This is a genomic window from Sphingomonas sp. (assembly GCF_019749955.1).
In the GTDB taxonomy this organism is placed as follows: Bacteria; Pseudomonadota; Alphaproteobacteria; order Sphingomonadales; family Sphingomonadaceae; genus Sphingomonas.
In genome coordinates this window covers 192,848-211,581 of the sequence record NZ_JAIEPC010000008.1, presented here as the reverse complement: position 1 = coordinate 211,581, position 18,734 = coordinate 192,848, and the positions used below count along the sequence as shown (strand labels likewise).

At 63.9% G+C, this 18,734-nt stretch carries 20 protein-coding genes; 8 read left to right on the top strand and 12 right to left on the bottom strand.

Translation table 11 applies throughout. The features are described from left to right. The first annotated feature begins 172 nt into the window (after positions 1-172). Positions 173-598 carry a hypothetical protein gene (locus tag K2W81_RS02110; protein WP_294100861.1) on the top strand — a complete coding sequence of 142 codons (426 nt, stop codon included), beginning with the start codon at positions 173-175 and terminating at the stop codon, positions 596-598. 53 nt (positions 599-651) lie between these two features. Here K2W81_RS02110 and K2W81_RS02105 read toward each other — a convergent pair whose 3' ends face one another. The 4 genes from K2W81_RS02105 to K2W81_RS02090 form a co-directional block, all read right to left on the bottom strand. Beyond that, positions 652-1,479, bottom strand: coding sequence for a metallophosphoesterase (locus tag K2W81_RS02105; protein WP_294100859.1), 828 nt, complete (start codon positions 1,477-1,479; stop codon positions 652-654). Beyond that, complete coding sequence (locus K2W81_RS02100) at positions 1,476-2,516, bottom strand: glycosyltransferase family 1 protein (protein ID WP_294100857.1); 1,041 nt, start codon at positions 2,514-2,516, stop codon at positions 1,476-1,478. Before K2W81_RS02100 ends, K2W81_RS02105 begins: the two co-directional genes overlap by 4 nt. Further along, entirely contained in the window at positions 2,516-3,412 is an 897-nt protein-coding gene (locus tag K2W81_RS02095) for a UDP-2,3-diacylglucosamine diphosphatase (protein ID WP_294100856.1), read from the bottom strand. Before K2W81_RS02095 ends, K2W81_RS02100 begins: the two co-directional genes overlap by 1 nt. A 90-nt stretch (positions 3,413-3,502) precedes the next feature. Continuing rightward, on the bottom strand, positions 3,503-4,123 hold the full coding sequence (locus K2W81_RS02090; protein WP_294100855.1) for a glutathione S-transferase family protein: 621 nt from the start codon (positions 4,121-4,123) through the stop codon (positions 3,503-3,505). Positions 4,124-4,169: 46 nt separating this feature from the next. On the opposite strand from K2W81_RS02090, the gene K2W81_RS02085 reads away from it, so the two are divergent. After that, positions 4,170-4,577, top strand: a complete 408-nt coding sequence (locus K2W81_RS02085) for an antitoxin Xre/MbcA/ParS toxin-binding domain-containing protein (RefSeq protein ID WP_294100854.1) — start codon at positions 4,170-4,172, stop codon at positions 4,575-4,577. Positions 4,578-4,582: 5 nt separating this feature from the next. Continuing rightward, complete coding sequence (locus K2W81_RS02080) at positions 4,583-5,011, top strand: RES family NAD+ phosphorylase (RefSeq protein WP_294100852.1); 429 nt, start codon at positions 4,583-4,585, stop codon at positions 5,009-5,011. A 124-nt stretch (positions 5,012-5,135) separates the two neighbouring features. Here the strand turns inward: K2W81_RS02080 and K2W81_RS02075 are convergent, their stop codons facing one another. From K2W81_RS02075 to K2W81_RS02065, 3 genes are all read right to left on the bottom strand, one after another. Next, positions 5,136-6,818, bottom strand: a complete 1,683-nt coding sequence (locus K2W81_RS02075; protein ID WP_294100849.1) for a flotillin domain-containing protein — start codon at positions 6,816-6,818, stop codon at positions 5,136-5,138. A gap of 6 nt (positions 6,819-6,824) precedes the next feature. Beyond that, positions 6,825-7,454: a YqiJ family protein gene (locus K2W81_RS02070; protein ID WP_294100847.1), complete on the bottom strand. Its 630-nt coding sequence runs from the start codon at positions 7,452-7,454 to the stop codon at positions 6,825-6,827. 97 nt (positions 7,455-7,551) lie between these two features. Next, positions 7,552-8,553: an NAD(P)H-quinone oxidoreductase gene (locus K2W81_RS02065; RefSeq protein WP_294100846.1), complete on the bottom strand. Its 1,002-nt coding sequence runs from the start codon at positions 8,551-8,553 to the stop codon at positions 7,552-7,554. A gap of 161 nt (positions 8,554-8,714) precedes the next feature. Between K2W81_RS02065 and K2W81_RS02060 the strand changes: the two genes are divergently transcribed. Both K2W81_RS02060 and clpA read left to right on the top strand, forming a co-directional pair. Then, positions 8,715-8,915, top strand: coding sequence for a DUF1192 domain-containing protein (locus K2W81_RS02060; RefSeq protein WP_294100845.1), 201 nt, complete (start codon positions 8,715-8,717; stop codon positions 8,913-8,915). 123 nt (positions 8,916-9,038) lie between these two features. Continuing rightward, complete coding sequence (gene clpA, locus K2W81_RS02055) at positions 9,039-11,351, top strand: ATP-dependent Clp protease ATP-binding subunit ClpA (RefSeq protein WP_294100843.1); 2,313 nt, start codon at positions 9,039-9,041, stop codon at positions 11,349-11,351. A gap of 39 nt (positions 11,352-11,390) precedes the next feature. Here the strand turns inward: clpA and K2W81_RS02050 are convergent, their stop codons facing one another. Together K2W81_RS02050 and K2W81_RS02045 are read right to left on the bottom strand one after the other, a co-directional pair. After that, positions 11,391-11,597 (bottom strand): hypothetical protein, encoded by a 207-nt coding sequence (locus K2W81_RS02050; RefSeq protein WP_294100842.1) that lies wholly within the window; start codon positions 11,595-11,597, stop codon positions 11,391-11,393. Positions 11,598-11,621: 24 nt separating this feature from the next. After that, positions 11,622-12,395 carry a hypothetical protein gene (locus tag K2W81_RS02045; protein ID WP_294100841.1) on the bottom strand — a complete coding sequence of 258 codons (774 nt, stop codon included), beginning with the start codon at positions 12,393-12,395 and terminating at the stop codon, positions 11,622-11,624. Positions 12,396-12,878: 483 nt separating this feature from the next. Here K2W81_RS02045 and K2W81_RS02040 point away from each other — a divergent pair, with 483 nt between their 5' ends. The 3 genes from K2W81_RS02040 to K2W81_RS02030 all read left to right on the top strand — a co-directional run bounded on the left by K2W81_RS02040 (position 12,879) and on the right by K2W81_RS02030 (position 16,547). Further along, positions 12,879-14,555, top strand: coding sequence for a diguanylate cyclase (locus tag K2W81_RS02040; RefSeq protein WP_294100839.1), 1,677 nt, complete (start codon positions 12,879-12,881; stop codon positions 14,553-14,555). Positions 14,556-14,627: 72 nt separating this feature from the next. After that, positions 14,628-14,822 carry a hypothetical protein gene (locus tag K2W81_RS02035; RefSeq protein WP_294100837.1) on the top strand — a complete coding sequence of 65 codons (195 nt, stop codon included), beginning with the start codon at positions 14,628-14,630 and terminating at the stop codon, positions 14,820-14,822. A gap of 42 nt (positions 14,823-14,864) precedes the next feature. Next, complete coding sequence (locus K2W81_RS02030; protein ID WP_294100835.1) at positions 14,865-16,547, top strand: long-chain fatty acid--CoA ligase; 1,683 nt, start codon at positions 14,865-14,867, stop codon at positions 16,545-16,547. Between the two features lie 123 nt (positions 16,548-16,670). Here the strand turns inward: K2W81_RS02030 and K2W81_RS02025 are convergent, their stop codons facing one another. The 3 genes from K2W81_RS02025 to grpE form a co-directional block, all read right to left on the bottom strand. After that, positions 16,671-17,894 carry a threonine synthase gene (locus tag K2W81_RS02025; protein ID WP_294100833.1) on the bottom strand — a complete coding sequence of 408 codons (1,224 nt, stop codon included), beginning with the start codon at positions 17,892-17,894 and terminating at the stop codon, positions 16,671-16,673. Between the two features lie 18 nt (positions 17,895-17,912). Continuing rightward, the gene (locus K2W81_RS02020) at positions 17,913-18,059 is read right to left on the bottom strand and encodes a hypothetical protein (RefSeq protein WP_294100830.1); all 147 of its coding nucleotides are present in this window, start codon (positions 18,057-18,059) and stop codon (positions 17,913-17,915) included. 119 nt (positions 18,060-18,178) lie between these two features. Then, the gene (gene grpE, locus K2W81_RS02015) at positions 18,179-18,727 is read right to left on the bottom strand and encodes a nucleotide exchange factor GrpE (protein ID WP_294100829.1); all 549 of its coding nucleotides are present in this window, start codon (positions 18,725-18,727) and stop codon (positions 18,179-18,181) included. Positions 18,728-18,734 lie beyond the last annotated feature (7 nt).

Below are 18,734 nucleotides of genomic sequence, written 5' to 3'. Positions count from 1 at the left end.
GCTCAAGCTTGCCTCCAAAAGGAAGCCTTGAATCAACCACCGAGTCTCGCGTCAACCAATTTGTCCACGCCGCCTAGACACCGGTCGACGCAATCAAGCCGGGGAAGTGCTATCTGCGAAAAATTTTCCAACCGAGATTTGGGGAATCACTGGACTGGATCAGAGCAGGCCGTTGCCGCACATCTTCATGGGCTATGGTCCCTGGATTGTCTCGACGGCGGTCGCCGATGTGATGCGGCAATTCGACATGGGACAGGGCGGCTTTTACCCGGTGCGCGTCCTGAAGAAGGACCGCCGAACCCCCTTCAACGGCGAATGGTTCTGCCTGAACTTCGGCAATGTGAAAAAGGCATACCTGGGTGGCGGAAGAGACCCCACGCCGCACATCACAAAGGGCTTCATGCGGCACGCCATGCCAAGCACCCATCTGATCCAAGACAATATGCTGATGGTGAATGCCGATGCGCTGGTCGGCCCGGATATCTGGGTTGATCCGCAGATCTACGACACCTTCTTCGTCAGCGATCGTCTGGCTCAGGGGTTGAAGGGCGCCGGTTTGGCGCGCGCTTTCGGTTTCAAGAAGTGCAAGATCATCTGAGATTGGCGTGCAATTTCAGCGCTGGATGACGTCACTGACGGGCAAGCCCCCGGTCAGCGCCCCCGCATTTCGATCACCCATAAATCGGGCGGCGCGCCGAGGCGAAACGGCAGGATGCTCTCGCCGATCCCCGCCGTCACCACCAGCAGCTTGCCATCCTCGCGCACCAGCCCGCAGCGATAGCGCAAGCCAAAGCGCGACGCGGTCGTGATCGGCCCCCACAGCGGCAGCATGATCTGCCCGCAATGCGTGTGCCCGGCGAGCACCAGCGGCACTGACGCTGGCACTTCGGGCATGATGTCGGGACCGTGGCTCAGCATGATCGGCACGCCGCCCAGTCGCTTCAGCGCGGCGACAGTGCGTGGAACATCCGCGTGGTGGGTGTACGCATCATCGACGCCGCCGATCGCCAGCGGCCCAACCCGGATCGCGCGATTGTCGAGCACGCTAATGCGCGCCTTGGCCAGCGCGGCATGCACCGCGCGGCTGTCGAGCCAATGGTCGTGATTGCCCATCACCGCCACCGTGCCGAGCCGCGGGCGCAAACCGGCCAGCGGCGCAATCGCGGCATCGGCGCCATAGAGCGTGGTCGCCGTGCGCTTCTCGGTCACGAAGTCCCCGGCGATCAGCACCAGATCGGGCCGAAGCGCGTTGACTTGCGCGACCACCCTCGCCAGCCGCTCCGGCGGAGTCTCGGGGCCTGCGACGTGCAGATCGCTCATCAGCACGATCCGCAGCGGTGCCGCATCGCTCGGCCAGAGGGGAACGGCGAGGTTCAGCCGCCGCACGATCGGATCGGCGGTTGCCTCGCGGTACATGAATGCCGTCAGCAATCCCGCCGCCAGCATCAGCCAGGCGCATACCCGCAGGAAAATCCTCACGCCGCCTGGCGCTCGCTCTCCAGCCCGACGGGTGCGAGCGCTTCGAGGAATTGCCGCGCGCTCGCTTCCCAGGTGAAGCCCTTGCCGTAATCGGCGCAGGCCTTGCGATCGAGCTTCAGCGCGGCGCCGATCGCGGTGGTCAGATCGGCGTCCATCACACCGACGCCGTCCTTCAACACGTCGATCGGCCCCGTGACCGGGAAGGCGGCCACCGGCACGCCCGATGCGAGCGCCTCGATCATCACCAGCCCGAAGGTGTCGGTCTTGCTGGGGAAGACGAAGACATCGGCGGCGGCATAGGCCGCGGCGAGATCATGCCCGAATTTGGGGCCGAGGAAATGGACCTCAGGATACTTCGCCTCAAGCGAGGTGCGCGCGGGCCCATCGCCGACGATCACCTTGGCGCCGGGATGCGCGCTTTCGAGAAATGCCTCGATATTCTTCTCGATCGCGACGCGGCCGACGTACAGCTGGATCGGCCCGCCACAGCTGTCAGCCAGCGCGCGGATCGCCGGATCGGGTGTCACATCGGGGCCGAAGGTCGCCAGGTCGACGCCGCGCCCCCAATGCTTGATCTTGGTTAGGCCATGCTGGCGCAAAGCGTCCGCGATCGACGGGGTGGAGGCGAGCACTGCCTGCGCGGGCCAGTGGAACCAGGTGATGTAGCGCCAGATCCAGCCCGGATCGATGCCGATGCGCGCCGACACATAATCGGGGAATTGCGTGTGATAGGCGGTGGTGAACGGAAAACCGCGCGCCAGGCACCAACGCCGCGCGGCCAGACACACCGGCCCTTCGGTCGCGAGGTGGATCGCGTTCGGGCGGAAATCGGCGAGCATCTTGCCGACAGCCGCCGTGCGCGCGAAAGCCAGCCGGATTTCGGGGTAGGTCGGGCACGGCATCGAATAGAAGCGCTCAGGCGAAATCACGAGCACTTCATGCCCCTGCCGCTCAAGCTCGGCGCGCACCGATTGCAGCGTGCGGACGACGCCGTTCACTTGGGGGCTCCAAGCGTCGGTGACGATCGCGATCCGCACTATGCCGCCAGTGCGGGCATATCGGAGAGGGGCGCGGCGTGCTCGCGCTCGGCGAGCGCGCGTACCGCCATTTCGTCGGCCCAGTGCAAAATCTCCATCCGGCCGTCAAAATGTTCAACGAGCGCGGTGCAGCCTTCCACCCAATCGCCGTCGTTATAATATTCAATGCCGCCGATCGTGCGGAACTCGGCGGTGTGGATATGGCCGCACACGACCCCATCGACCCCGCGCGCACCCGCTGCCTGCGCCACCACCTCCTCATAATTGGAGATGAATTCCACGGCGTTCTTCACGCGCGCCTTGGCATGCTTCGACAGCGACCAATACGGCATGTTGAACGCGCGGCGAACGCCGTTGACCCAGACATTGGCGGCCATGAGCGTGTTATAAGCGAAATCGCCGACATGTGCGAGCCACTTATGCGCGAGCGTGATCGCGTCAAATTCGTCGCCGTGCAGCACCAGCAACCGGCGCCCGTCAGCGGTTTCATGGATCGCCTTGCGCCGGATCGCGACCCCGCCGAAATCAAGGCCGGAAAACTGGCGGAAAATCTCGTCGTGATTGCCGGGGATGTAGATCATCCGCGTGCCGCGCTTGGCGCGCTTGAGCAGCCGCCAGACGATGTCGTTATGCGCGGCGGGCCAGTAGAATTTCTTCTTCAGCCGCCAGCCATCGATGATGTCGCCGACCAGATACATCGTCTCGCTGTCGACATGATCAAGGAAGTCGATCAGCATGTCGGCATTGCAGCCGCGCGTGCCGAGGTGGATGTCCGAAATCCAGATCGTGCGATACTTGCGCCGTTCGGTGTGCTGACGTTCGGGGATCGACGGATTGGACTGCGCGAAGTCCGCCAATTCTCCCAGACCTGCATCAACGACTTGTGCGATCTTCATGCCCATTCCCTGCACGCCGAACCAAGTTGATCGGACCGCTATGGCGGGTTTATGTTACAGTTTGAATCGTGGGTTGAACGCCAAAACGCCTCAATCGGTAATCGCGACATGCCCCGGCAGCGCCGCGACGCGCGCCAGCCACGCCAGCACATTGGGATAGGGCGCGAGCGAGAAGGCGCCGCCTTCCTCGGCAACATGGGTGTAAGCATAGAGCGCAATATCGGCGAGCGTCAGCGCCTCGCCGACCAGGAACGGCGTGCGGGCAAGCTGGTCGTCCATCAGCTTGAGTGCGGCCATGCCGGCGACCTGCTTGGCCATCACCTGACCCTTTTGCGCCTCGGTCAGATTGTCCGCGCCGACGAACGCGAACCAGAAGCGCAAGGTCGCGACATTGGGCTCGTGGTTGTATTGCTCCCAGAACATCCAGCGCAGCATGTCGGCGTGATCGAACCGATCGGTCGGGATCAACGTCGATCCATGCGCGAGATAGACGCACGCGGCATTGCTTTCGGGCAGAAATTGGTCGCCGATCTGAAGCACCGGGATGCGGCCATTGGCGTTCACATCGCGCAGGAATGCCGGCGTGCGGGTCTCGCCGGCAATAATGTCATAGGCCCGCCGCTCGATCGGAGTGCCGAGATGCGCGGCGGTGAGCCGGATCTTGTAGCAATTGCCGGATGGGGCATATTCGTGGAGGATTGGCAGGGACACAGGGGCACTCCTTGCGATGGCCATTTGGCTAGGCTATATTGGCCATATGGCAACGTCATTCTCGCTCGACAAGTTCGCATCGGCCTCGCCACTCGATCGAGCGCGCGCGGTCGCCAGGGGACTGCCGGTATCGGCACTGCGCGATCTCGTCGCCGATCGGTCGATGACGCTGGCCGATGTCGCCCGCGCAGTCGGCGCGCGTCGTACACTTGATCGGCGATTGAAGGAGGGGACACCGCTTTCCCCCCGCGAGAGCGACCGCCTCGCGCGGCTGGTAACGGTGCTCGGGCTGGCGACCGAGATATTTGGCGACCGGGCGGAGGCGATGCGCTGGCTTGGCGAACCGAAGGCGCAACTCGACGATCAGGCACCGCTCGATCTGATGAAGACCGATGTCGGTGCGCGCGCGGTCGAGGACTATGTGCTGCAGATGCGGCACGGCTTCTTCGCCTGATCAGCTTGCTGCTGTGGCGCATCTCTGACTTCGCCTCGCTCGACGGCCAAGGGGGTCTTTTCGCGAACGGGCGGTGGCACGAAATGGGCCAGCCAATCGTCTATGCCGCCGACGCCAGCGCGCTGGCGATCCTCGAATCGCTCGTGCGCATCGGACGGATCACCTTGCCGCAACCCTATCAACTCCTGCGGATCGAAGCGCCCGATGACATTGCGGTCGCGCATTGGCGCGGCGATGTTGCGCCGGCGCTGGGCGAAAGCCGCAGTTGGGGGATGAACTGGCTAAGCCGGGGTCAGACCGCCCTTGCCAGCGTCCCTTCAGCCGTCGCACCGCATGGGCGCAACCTGCTGATTAACCCCGCACACCCCGATGCTGCCCGCATCAGCATCATCGCCAAAAGCCTATGGCCGTGGGACAAAAGGCTGTTCCGCTAGCCGCCCAGCGTCAGCACGATCTTGCCGATATGATCGCCGCCTTCCATCCGCGCATGCGCGGCGGTCAGGCAGATCGCTTAGCAGTTTCCCGACGCGGCATGTTCGTGAAGGATGTCGGTCGCGGTCATTCGCCGTCCCCTTCTTTGGGCGGCGCGGCCGGAAGGACAGCCTGCGGCATCGACACCGCCTTGGTCAGCGAATCGAGCGACGCGCCGTCGAGCCCCAATTCCTTCATCAGCCCGTCGATCAGCGGCGCTTGCGCGCGGTAGCGTAGCGCCGCCGACACCGCTGAATTGGCGAGATTATGATCCCCGCCATCGTGGCCGCCACCATTGCCCTGCCCGTTGAGCCCCTCGACCTGGACAATCTTGATGCTGTCGATCGCTTCCATCGGTTTGGCCGCCTCGCGGATCACCTCAGGCAGGATTTTGAGCAGCGCGAGCTTGGCCTGGAGCGACATGGTTTCCGACGACAGGATATTCGCCGCTTCGTTGACCGCGCGTTGTCCCGCCGCTTCGACCTCGAAGCGAACGCGGTCGGCCTCCGCCTTCAGCTTGACGGCTTCAGCATCGCCCTCGGCGGCCAGCCGCATCGCCTCCGCCCGGTTGGCAGCAGCCTGCATTTCCGCCTCTGCCTGGACCTTGATCCCGATTGCGGCACGTTCGGCTTCGCGCGCGGCATCGATCAGTTCGATCCGCTTCTGACGTTCGGCGATCTCGGTTTCGCGCGCGGTGCCGACTTGCTCCTCGGCCGCCACTGCCTTGGCGCGGGCGCCATCGGCTTCGGCCCGCGCCTGACTTTCCTCGCGGCTCTTGTTCTGGACCGCGATCTGCTGTTCCTGCCGCGCGAGTTCGAGCGCCTGAGCCTGCGCGATCTGCGCTTCCTTCACGGCGCGATCGGCCTCGATCTGCTGGCTGTCGATCTGCTTCTTGGCTTCGATCCTTGCCTGCTCGGACTCCTGCTGGCGCAGCGATTGCTCGCGCGCGACTTCGGACGCCTGCGCCGCGCGCTTCATCTCAATCTCACGCTCCTGCTCGAGCCGCGCAAATTCGGTGTCGCGACCGATCAGGAAGCTCTGGCGCGAGGCTTCCAGATTCTTGGTCTCAATTTGCACGCGCGTGTCCTGCTCAATATCGTTGCGCGCTTTCTTGCGCAGTTCGATCTGCTCGGTCAGCTTCGTCAGACCTTCGGCGTCAAAGGCGTTGTTGGCATTGAAATGCTCGATCGAGGTCTGGTCGAGCCCCGTGAGCGACACGCTCTCCAGTTCCAGCCCGTTCATCGCCAGATCGACCGAGGAGGCCTGCTGCACCTTCTGCACGAATTCGCTGCGCTGTTCGTGCAGTTGCGCCATCGTCATGCCGGCGGCGACCGAACGCAGCGCATCGACGAACTTGCCCTCGACCAGCTCCTTCAGCGCATCGGGGTGCATCGTCCGCATGCCGAGCGTCTGGGCAGCGGTCGCGATCGACTGCGCGTCGGGCTTCACCCGGACGTAGAATTCGGCCTTCACGTCGATCCGCAACCGGTCGAAGGTGATCAGCGCATCGGTGTTCTTGCGCTCGACGGCGAGCCGCACGGTGTTGAGGTTGACCGGCATCGTTTCATGAAACACCGGCAACACCAGCGCGCCGCCGTTGATGACGACCTTTTCGCCGCCGAATCCGGTGCGCACAAAGCCGACTTCCTTTGACGCGCGCTTGTACAGCCGCGCGAGCATCAGGCCGATGATCAGCAGGGCAACCAGGCCGATCCCTGGAAAAACGACATATGGCAGCACCCAGCCGCCCTGCGGAACGAGGTCGTTCATCGAATTTTACACTCCGATATGCGGCAAGCGATGATCACCGCGGGAAATGGCGCGGAACAGATTGTCCTCGCGTCGCACGAGAAGGATCGCTTCGCCCTCCTCGAAAATCTGGTCGGGCATATTGGGCTCGACCATCACAAAATGCGCTTGGCCGTGGATATCTTCCACCCGTGCGCGCGCTGGCGATCCTGCTGCGGCGCGCCCGGTGACGATCCGGGCATATTCACCGACGAGCGAATCGAGCGACACGGCGGTCGTCTCGTCGCGCGGCAGCACGCGCGCGAGCAGCCGCGCGCCAAGCCCCGTGAGCGGCAGACTCGTTGCCAATGCGCCCGGTACCGCGAACAGCGGCGACAACAGCGCCCCGAAAATGTCATGACTAAGTTGCTCGACGATCAGCCCCGTGCTGCCAAAGATCCCAAGGAACAACACCAGCAGCGCCATCAGCGGCACCCGGCCGAAGCCCAACCACCCCAGAAGATCAGTACCGCCATCGATATGGACGTCGGAATCGACATGGGCATCGGCGCCAAAGTCGCCACCCAGGCCAACCAACTGCACCAGTCCGATCAACACCATCAGAACGAGTGCGGAGACAAAGGCAACGCTCTGCGGCGCGCCCAGCAAGGCAAACACGGTAGTTCTCCTGACACAGAGATTATTACAGGGCGTTGCGACCCGCATCTAGCGAAATCGGATGGCCGCTGCCGATTTTCGGCGGCGCGCGCGGGGTTTAGTCCAGCGTCAGTACGATCTTGCCGATATGATCGCCGCCTTCCATCCGTGCATGCGCCGCGCCCGCTTCGGCGAGCGGGAAGGTCATGTCGATCACCGGCTTCAGCCTGCCCTCGGCGACGAGCGGCCACACCATACGCGCGAGTTCGTCGGCGACCATCGTCTTGAACGACACGTCGCGCGGGCGCAGCGTCGATCCGGTCAAGGTCAGCCGCCGACGCATCACCTCAAAGATCGGGATCGTCGCCATCAGCCCGGCCTGCACCGCGATCGACACATGGCGCCCGTCATCGGCGAGGCACTGGAGGTTGCGCGGCACATAATCGCCGCCGACCATGTCGAGCACCGCCTGGCACCCCTGCCCGCCGGTGATCTCGCGCACCCGCGCGACAAAATCCTCGGTCCGGTAGTTGATCGCATGCGCTGCGCCGAGCTTGAGCGCGGCGGCGCATTTATCGTCCGACCCTGCCGTGACAATGACGGTCAGACCAAACAGCGCCCCCAGCGCAATCGCCATCGTGCCGATGCCGCTGGTGCCGCCATGCACGAGCACGGTATCGCCCTCGACCGCATAGGCGCGCTCGAACAAATTGGTCCACACGGTGAACAGCGTTTCGGGAATCGCGGCGGCTTCGATCATCGTCAGTGCCTCGGGCACCGGCAGGCACTGGCCGATGGGTGCTGCGACAAACTCGGCATAGCCGCCGCCGCCGAGCAGCGCACACACCGGCTGGCCGAGCAGATCGGCCTCGACGCCCTCACCCAGCGCCACGATCGTGCCCGCAACCTCCAGCCCCAGGATCGACGGCGCGCCCGGCGGCATCGGATATTGCCCCTTGCGCTGAAGCACATCGGGGCGATTGACCCCGGCAGCGGCAACCTTGATCAGGACTTCGCCTGCACCGGGCACCGGCACCTGGCGCTCGACCAGCACCAGCGCCTCGGCCGCGCACGGCGTCACCGGATCGATTGCGGTCATCATTTCGGGTATTGCCGTCATCTGGTCCCCCAACCCGCTTCTTAGCCGGGTGCGTGCGCATAAGTCAGCAGAAATTCTGCGGTGACCCGTGCGGCAAGTCGCGCACGTCGGTGCTCAATTCACGCCTAAATCGCGCCGCGCCCCATTGACACGACTCTGCCCGCGCGTGACCATGTGCGTTAATGGATACCGACGACATCGCACCGCCGCCTCGGGCTGGCGATCCGGTGGGGCTGCTGGGCAAGCAGGACCTCGATCCCTTGTCGGTGCGCGAACTCGAAGGCCGCATTGCCGCGCTGGAGGCGGAGATCGCCCGAACGCGCACCCATATGGCGCGCGCGGTCAGCCACCGCGCCGTCGCCGATCAGCTTTTCAAGCGGTGAGCGCCGGGCCGTCTGGAGTCCGCGCGGCGGAAACTCGATTTCAAGTGCTTGATGCCGGGCCACAGCCTTCCGACATAGGAATGACTGGCCCACGCATCGGTCGTGGTCCCAAGGAGTAATCTGATGCCGTCCTTCGCCTCCGCTCTCGAGACCACGCTGCACAAGGCCCTCGAAGCCGCGTCCACCCGGCGCCATGAATATGCGACGCTCGAGCATCTGCTGCTTGCGCTGATCGACGACGAGCATGCCTCGAAAGTGATGACCGCGTGCGGCGTCGACCTCGGCGAACTGAAGCGCACCGTCGCCCATTATCTCGACACCGAGCTCGAAGCGCTGAAAGTCGCGCAGGCGACCGATCCGTCGCCGACGAGCGGGTTCCAGCGCGTTGTCCAGCGCGCGATCCTCCACGTCCAGTCCTCGGGCCGTGATGAAGTGACCGGCGCCAATGTGCTCGTCGCGCTGTTCAGCGAACGCGAAAGCTATGCCGTTTATTTCCTCCAGCAGCAGGATATGAGCCGCCTCGACGCGGTGAGCTTCATCAGCCACGGCGTCGGCAAGGGCGGCACCCCGCCCGAAGCCTCGACCCCCAAGGGCGCCGAAGAGGAAAAGCCCGCCAAACAGGCGGAAAAGGGCAAGAGCGAAAGCGCGCTCAAGCAATTCACCGTCGACCTCAACGAAAAGGCCAAGCGCGGCAAGGTCGATCCGCTGATCGGCCGCACGGCCGAAGTCGACCGCACGGTGCAGATCCTGTGCCGTCGCAGCAAGAACAACCCGCTCTATGTCGGCGATCCCGGCGTCGGCAAAACCGCGATTGCCGAAGGCCTCGCGCGCAAGATCATCGAAGGCGATGTGCCCGACGTGCTCAAGCCCGCGGTGATTTACTCGCTCGACATGGGCGCGTTGCTCGCGGGCACGCGCTATCGCGGCGATTTCGAAGAGCGGCTGAAGGCGGTCGTCAACGAGCTCGAAAAGCTGCCCGACGCGATCCTGTTCATCGACGAAATCCACACCGTGATTGGTGCAGGCGCGACCAGCGGCGGCGCGATGGACGCGTCGAACCTCTTGAAGCCCGCGCTGTCGGGCGGCACGATCCGCTGCATCGGCTCGACCACCTACAAGGAATTCCGCAACCATTTCGAAAAGGATCGCGCGCTGCTGCGGCGGTTCCAGAAAATCGACGTCAACGAACCGACGATCGAGGATACGATCAAGATTCTCGCCGGACTGCGCACCGCGTTCGAAGACCATCATAATGTCAAATACACCCCCGACGCGATCAAGTCGGCGGTCGAACTCAGCGCGCGCTACATCAACGATCGCAAGCTGCCCGACAAGGCAATCGATGTGATCGACGAAGTCGGCGCGATGCAGATGCTGGTGCCGCCCAGCCGCCGCAAGCGGACAATCACCGCCAAGGAAATCGAAGCGGTGATCGCGACGATGGCGCGCATCCCGCCCAAATCGGTGTCGAAGGACGACACCAAGGCGCTCGCCACGCTCGAAAACGACCTCAAGCGCGTGGTGTTCGGCCAGAATTCGGCGATCGAAAAGCTCGCCTCGGCGATCAAGCTCAGTCGTGCGGGCCTGCGCGATCCCGACAAGCCGATCGGCAATTATCTGTTCACCGGCCCGACCGGCGTCGGCAAGACCGAAGTCGCGCGCCAGCTCGCGTCGATCATGGGGATTCCGCTCCAGCGCTTCGACATGAGCGAATATATGGAGCGGCATTCAGTCAGCCGCTTGATCGGTGCCCCTCCCGGCTATGTCGGCTTCGACCAGGGCGGGCTGCTCACCGATGCCGTCGACCAGCAACCGCATTCGGTGCTGCTGCTCGACGAGATCGAAAAGGCACACCCCGATCTGTTCAACATCTTGCTGCAGGTGATGGATAACGGCCGCCTGACCGACCAGCACGGCAAGAGCGTCGACTTCCGCAACGTCATCCTGATCATGACGACCAATGCGGGCGCGAGCGACATGGCGCGCGAGACCGTCGGCTTCGGCAACCTGACGCGTGAGGGCGAGGACGAGCAGGCGGTGCAGAAGATGTTCACGCCCGAATTCCGCAACCGATTGGATGCGATCGTACCGTTCGGCTATCTGCCGACCGACGTCGTCGCGCGGGTGGTGGAGAAGTTCATTCTCCAGCTCGAACTCCAGCTCGCCGATCGCGGCGTGCACATCAAGCTCGACGAGGATGCCAAGGCGTGGCTGACCACCAAGGGTTATGACAAGCTCTATGGCGCACGGCCGATGGGGCGGCTGATCCAGGAAAAGGTCAAACAGCCGCTCGCCGAAGAACTGCTGTTCGGCAAGCTCGTCCATGGCGGCGAAGTGACGGTGAAGCTGAAGGACGACGCGCTGGCGTTCGAAATCACCCCCGCCGCGCCGAAAAAGCCCAAGAAGAAGGGCAAGGTGGAGAAGATTGAATCCTAGATTTGATGAAGATCACTAACAACCAATCAGATCACATGCCTATTTATTCGCTCTTACTATCCAATAGTTCGCCGCAGTTGAGATATTAGCATTGGCAATACTGCCTTGATTTGCGCCATTTGGAAACATTATATCAGGCATTACTGTAGTAATTGACATAACGGGGTGAAAGTTGTCTCGGGCTAGTAATACCATTTGCTTTTTCGCATCATTTTCATTGATAAAGACATAAAATCGAAAATCCATATCGATCTCCCACAATAAAACTTATTAACTTAGAGCCTTGACCGCGGTGTCCCATCGGTCGCCGGTAATATTTCTAAGATTACCGTCTGACTTTAGTACTGCGGCGCAAGCAGCTGCGGTATTTGTGGCACTGCAAGCGCGCACAAATTTCCCACCAGCAGTGATAGCGTCATCAGCCTTTTGAAGCTTTGTCTTGTATGTTTGATCGTCCAACTTTTCCACAGCGGACGCAAAGGCCGCACGTCCCTTGTCGGCGCTTTCGACAACTTCTGCTGCGAACGCCGCAGAGTATGACGAATTTGCCTCCGCTGTCGCGCTCTCGCTCGCTGCGACCAGCGCCGATCCATGTTTCGCAAGCTCGCGTGCCGCGAGACCGGTAGCAAAATACTGCGCGATCGCTCCACCGGCCTTGGCATCGCCGCCCATTTTGGATGCATTGCCCTTCGCACCGAAGCTCGCGAAGACCGAATAGGAGTCCTTGATTGTAGCACCATCCTCCCCGACAAACTTGCAGCCGGGCGCAGGCACTGCCGCAGATTCCGTAGCTGGGCAGGGAGTAAGGTCAGCCCCCTTCCCCGAGGTATTCGCCAGCAGCGGCATCAGCACCAGTTCCTGTCGCGAATAAGCGAGTTGGATCGCCGGTGTCTGCGTCGCGTCTGCCCCGACCTTCAAGCCAATGACGGTGTTGGTCCCGAACATCAGCAAATTGGTATGCTTCGGCGTCGCGCAGCCGCTTAGCGCGGCGGCGGCGATGGTTGTGGCGCCAAGGATGATCTTGCGCCGGTTCCGGTAATGCATGCCCCCTCCATTGATTTTACGAGTGTTTCGACATTCTTCATTTCGGCATGGTCGCGAACGATGATCACCACGCGGCAGTCTTCGGGTCGGGCGAACACGAACTTGCTGTCGCGCCAGCCCAGAAACACGCTACCATCGACGCCCAGACCCAGTGTCTTGACGTCAGCCGCGATCAGCGGCCCGGTCGAATCCGGAAATACAACCCGGACAAGCCCCAAATAATAATGGGTACCCCGCGCGCCGCTGGTGGGTATCGACGTACACCCGGCCAGCGATACAAGCGCAGCTATCGGAAAAACACCCGGTCGCCCCCGCATCACCACCTCATCAGGTCACCGTATGGACGATTCCGACTCGATCGCGAGCGTAACGAAAACAGACTGCTAACCTTCGGCCAAGTCAACCAAACCGCTCCAGAACGGACCTAAAAGAGCTGAAACATCGTTTACCGGATTTTGGTGTCCTTGCCGCTATTTGTTGGCAATGCCATGGTTCAGCCTCTTTCCGCGCCTTGCGCTGCTGCTCATGGGCGTAATGCTGATCGGCGCACCCGCAACCGCGCGCGCCGATATCGGGATGATTGGCGATCCCGTGTCGATCTGTATTGCCCGCGCCCAGCCGGGGCAGCGCGCGGACGATTTGTTCGCCGGGCGCGTCCCAGTCGATTGCACCGCGCCGCAGCGCGATTTCGGCAGCGGGGATTTCTGGGTGCTGTCTTCGCGGGTCAACCGCACAGGCGATGTCGCGCTGCGTTCAGGCAGCGTCTGGCAAGCGCGCCGCACCGTTTATGCTCTCTACGCTGACGGCGAGATTGTCGCGCGGACCAGCGACGGGCGCGCGGCGAGCCGCGACCTGCAACTCGGCGCAATCTTTCTGGACCGCCTGCCCGCGCGCACCGCGCCGCTGGTGCGCGTTGCCTGGAAGATTGAAGGCTCCGCGAATTTGCGGGGCATCGTCAACGGTCCAAGGCTGGCGACAATCCGCGAAAGCGGCTGGTCGAACCTCTACCTTGCGGCGATCTACGCCGCCTTTGCCGGCATGTGCCTCGCGCTGATCATCCACCACCTCGCGCTCTGGACGGCGATGCGGCATCTTTTTCAGCTGAAATATGTGCTGATGGTGGTGATCCTGCTCGGCTTCACCTTCACCTCGTCGGGGGCGATTGCGTGGGCCTTTCCCGGCATCGACAATAATGACCGGCTAAGGCTCAACTATATCGGGCTGGGCTTGTCCGCCGCCGCCGCGCTCAGCTTCGCGCGCAGCTTTTTCGAAGAACGGGTGTTTGCCGGCGCGGTTGGCCGGTCGGCGACGCTTGTGTCGTTGGCGGTGTTGGCCGCGTCCTTTGGCTATGCGGCACTGGCGCCCTGGCAGATGCTGCTGCTCGACAAGGCGTTCGCGATCGCCTTTCTGGCGTTGATCGGCTTTGTCGGCGTCATCCTGTGGCGCGCGTGGCGGTTGCGCAGCAATTATCTGTGGGTGTTCGCGCTTGCCTGGGGCGCGCCGGTTGCCTTTGCCGCGCTGCGCGTCGCCAATAACTTCGGGCTGATCGGCTGGAGTTTCTGGGTCGACCAGTCGACGATGCTGTCGATGGCTGCCGAGGCATTGCTGTCGTCGGTCGGCATCACCTATCGCATCCGCTTGCTGAGCCGCGAGCGCGACGAGGCGCGGATTCAGGAACTCGCCGCGCGCGCGCTCGCCGATGCCGATCCGCTGACGGGGCTGCTCAATCGGCGCGCGTTCCTGCACGGGGCGATCGGGCGCGAGGGCGACCAGACCCTGTTCGTCATCGATCTCGATCACTTCAAGGCGGTCAACGAGACCATCGGCCACGACGGCGGCGACGAAGTGCTCCGCGTGTTCGCGCGCGGGCTGCGTGCCGCTGCACCCGATGGCGCGCTGGTGGCGCGGATTGGCGGTGAAGAATTTGCGGTCGTGATGGACGCCAAGCGCGCGGTCGACCCTGACGATCTGCTCGCGCGGCTGCGGGTCGAGCGGATGCCGTTTGACATGGCCATCACCGCGAGCATCGGCACGTTCACCGGCCCGCTCGCCACCGAAAGCGACTGGAAAACGCTGTACCGCGGCGCCGACCGCGCGCTTTACGCCGCCAAAGCCGATGGCCGCGACCGCGTGCGCGGTGGCGTACCCCGGGCGGCCTGAGCCTGTCGGCTTCGGCTTGTGGCGCACCCCCCGTTCGGCTATGGTTAAACCGCTCGGGAGGGTGGGATGCGCATGCGCCGGACTGCCATTGCTGTAATCGCGCTGCTGCTGCTGGCGGTCACCGCCGTGCGCCATCCGTCGGCCGATATCCGCGTGATCACGCATCAGGTCGGCGATCCGGCGCCGCGTCAGGTCACGGCCGCCATCGATCTGGGCGTGATGGCATTCTCGCTGCTGATCACCTGGACCGGCAAGCGCTTCAGCTAAGCCGTCTTGCACGCCTTAGCGGGCTTGCTTACACGATTGTGAATGAGTGATCACGAAGCCGCTTGGCGCGCCGCCTATCGCCACCCCGGTAGCTGGGACGTGGCACTGCCGCCGCTGTCGATGGTCGAGTTTTTCGATCGTGCCGCAACCACGCACGGCACCGCCCCGCTGATCGATTTCCTCGGCCGTCAGTATAGCTATGCCGAAACGCTCGACGGCGCCAACCGCGTTGCGGCGGGACTGGCGGCGCTCGGCTATCGGCCGGGTGACCGGATCGGGCTGTTCCTGCCCAATGTCCCGCATTACCTCGCCGCTTATTACGGCATCATGAAACTCGGCGCGACGGTGGTGAATTTCTCACCGCTCTACACGCCCGCAGAGCTCGCGCATCAGGTGGCGGATTCGGGGACACGGCTGCTGTTTACCATTTCGGCAACCGCCCTGCTGCCGACCGCGATCAAGGTGCTGAACGACAGCGCGCTCGAACGGCTGGTGGTCGGATCGGTCGCGGGTGCCCTGCCCTCGGCCAAGTCGGTGCTCTACCGCTGGTTCAGCCGCAAAGACATTGCCCCCAAGCCCGATGACGCGCGGATCATCGCTTTTTCGAAGCTGATCGCCAATGACGGTCGCCATACCGCCGCGACGATCGACCCCGAGCAGGACGTGGCGCTGATCCAGTACACCGGCGGCACCACCGGCACGCCCAAGGGCGCGATGCTGACGCACCAGAATCTGTCGGCCAATGCGCGCCAGGTCAATGCGATCGACCCGCAGCCGGGGCTGCCCGACCGCATCCTCGGCGCGCTGCCGCTGTTCCACGTCTTCGCCAATACCTGCGTGCTCAACCGCACGGTGTTGAGCGGCGGCTGCATCGTCATGCTGCCGCGCTTCAATGCGGCGCAAGCGCTCGGCGCGATTGGCCGGTCGAAAGTGACGGCGGTGCCCGGCGTGCCGACCATGTATCAGGCGCTGCTCGACAACCCCGCGCTCGCCAAGACCGATTTCAGCCATTTGCGCGTCTGCATTTCGGGCGGCGCCCCCTTACCGCCCGAACTCAAGACCCGCTTCGAGCGGGTCACCGGCTCGACCCTGATCGAGGGCTATGGCCTGTCCGAAAGTTCAGGCGTCGTCTCCGCCAACCCTTACGAGGCCGAAGGCAAACCCGGCACGATCGGCCAGCCGATCCCGGGCACGCGGATCGCGCTGGTGGACAAGGAAGACCCGTCAAAGCCCGCGCCCGAGGGCGAACCCGGCGAGATCATCGTCGCTGGCCCGCAGATCATGAAGGGCTATTGGCAGCGGCCCGAAGCCGATGCGGAAGTGTTCGTCACCGATGCCGCGGGCACACGCTGGCTGCGCACGGGCGATGTTGGCACAATAGACGCCGACGGCTTCGTCAAGATCGTCGACCGGCTGAAAGACATGATCGCGGTCGGCGGCTTCAAGGTCTTCCCGAGCCAGATCGAGGCCGTGCTCTACAGCCACCCGGCGGTGAAGGAGGCGCTGGTGATCGGCATCCCCGACACCTATCGCGGCGAACATCCCCGCGCTTATGTGACGCTCAACGACGGCGCGACCGAGACCGGCGAAGCGCTGACCGCGTGGCTCAACCCCCAACTCGGCAAGCATGAGCAAGTCGACGACGTGGTGGTGCGGCTGACGATGCCCAAGACGATGATCGGCAAGCTGAGCCGCAAGGATCTGGTGGCGGAGGTGTTGGGGTAGAACCGTCGCAAAGCCCCTCCCCTTCAGGGGAGGGGTTGGGGTGGGGCCGCGCCTCAGGCGACTGAGCCCCCACCCCTGCCAATCCCCTGAAGGGGAGGGGTTCGATAATCTCACGCAAATCGGCTACAGCCCCGCCAGATCGATCTCGCTGTGCCGGTCGAGCGTCTTAGACTGATCGTGCATCGGGTATTTCAGCCCGGTCGCGCAGTTGAACAGCACCACCTTGTCGTCGCCACCCACCAACCCCCGATCGCGCGCCGCGTGATAGGCCGCGAGCGTCGCGCCACCCTCGGGACACAACAGCAACCCATCCTCGGCCGCACAGCGCACCACCGCCGCTTCGATCGCGTCGTCATCGACCGCCATCGCAATCCCGCCCGACTCGCGCACCGCGCGCAAAATCAGGAAATCGCCGACTGCGCGGGGCACGCGGATGCCGCTCGCGATCGTGTGTGCGCCTTCCCAGCGCTCGGCATGCTCGACGCCGTCGTCGAAAGCCTTGACGATCGGCGCACAGCCGCTTGCCTGCACCGCGAACATCTTGGGGCGCTTGGGGCCGATCCAGCCGAGCGCTTCGAGCTCGTCGAATGCTTTCCACATGCCGATCAGCCCGGTGCCGCCGCCGGTGGGGTAGAAGATCGCATCGGGCAACTGCCAGCCGAACTGCGCGGCCAGTTCGAGCCCCATCGTCTTCTTGCCCTCGATCCGGTACGGCTCTTTCAGCGTCGAGCAGTCGAACCACAGCCCTGCCGCCGCGCCCTTCCCCACGATCGCGCCGCAATCGTCGATCAGCCCGTTGACGCGGTAGACGCGCGCGCCCTGCAGCGCGATTTCGCGGACATTGATCTCGGGCGTGTCGTCGGGACAGAGCACCACCGTCTCAATGCCGCACCGCGTCGCATAGGCCGCGAGCGCCGCCCCGGCATTGCCATTGGTCGGCATCGCGATTTTCTTGACGCCGAGTGCCTTGGCCATGCTCACCGCCATCACCAGCCCGCGCGCCTTGAACGATCCGGTCGGCAGCCGCCCCTCATCCTTCACCACGACGCGCACGCCGCCCGAGCCGGGGATCGGCACCAGTGGCGTCTCGATCTCGCCCAGGCTGACGATATTGGCGGCGTCGCGGACCGGCAGCAATTCGCGCCAGCGCCACAAATCACTCGGCCGCGCCTCAACGAGCCCGCGCGGCAGTTGCGCACGGATCGCGGCGAGATCGTAGCGCACGAGCAGCGGCCGCCCGACGCGGCTGAGGCCATGCAGCTGGTCGGCCTCATAACGCTCGCCCGTCATCGAGCATTCGAGATGCGTCACATAGGAGACGCGCGGTTCGGTGAGGTTGGGGTTCATACCGGCCATTAGCCGCGACTAAGCGTCGAATTCCAGTGCCGCCGCCGCACCGCCGGAAAGATTGAGCGGACGATTTGGTTCGACCGGGCTGGGTTCGCCTTCAGCCTGACCCGCGCCGCGCTTGCCCGGGAACTTGCCGGCGGCGACGGAGAGGATCACGCGCATACCCGGGGCAAGTCGCCGCAAGAAAACCTCTTGCGTGATCGTTGCCGTGGCCCACGGCAGATGAGTACCGAATCGTGCTGCGTCACTTTTGCGCGGTGCGTCATGATGCGGCATTGTCCTCACCCCGCCTTCGCCACGCCGACCAGTGCCGGGCGCAGCAGCCGGTCCTTCAGCGCATAGCCCGCCTGCATTTCCTGCACGATCGTGCCGGGTTCGGCATCGCTGGGCAGTTCCATCATCGCCTGGTGCCAATTGGGGTCGAGCTTTTCGCCCATTGCCTTCACCTTGGCGATGCCGTGGCGCTGGAACACCGCTTCGAGCTCGCGCCCCGTTGCTTCGAGGCCCGCGACGAGGCCCTTCATCTTGTCATCGGCGCGCAGCTCGGCAGGGATCGCCGTCAGCCCGCGTTCGAGATTATCGGCCACCGACAGCAGATCGCGCGCGAAGCTGGTCACGGCATAGGCGCGCGCGTCGACCGCTTCCTTTTCGGCGCGGCGGCGGACATTCTGCGCTTCGGCAGCGGCATAGAGCACCGACGCCTTGGCTTCGGCCAATTCGGCCTCCAGCGCAGCGATACGCGCAACGTCGGCGCTCGACCCGTCACCGTCCTGGTCGGCGAACGGGCTGCCAGCCGTTTCGGCGGTGGCCAGATTATCGTCGTCAATCATCGTCTTC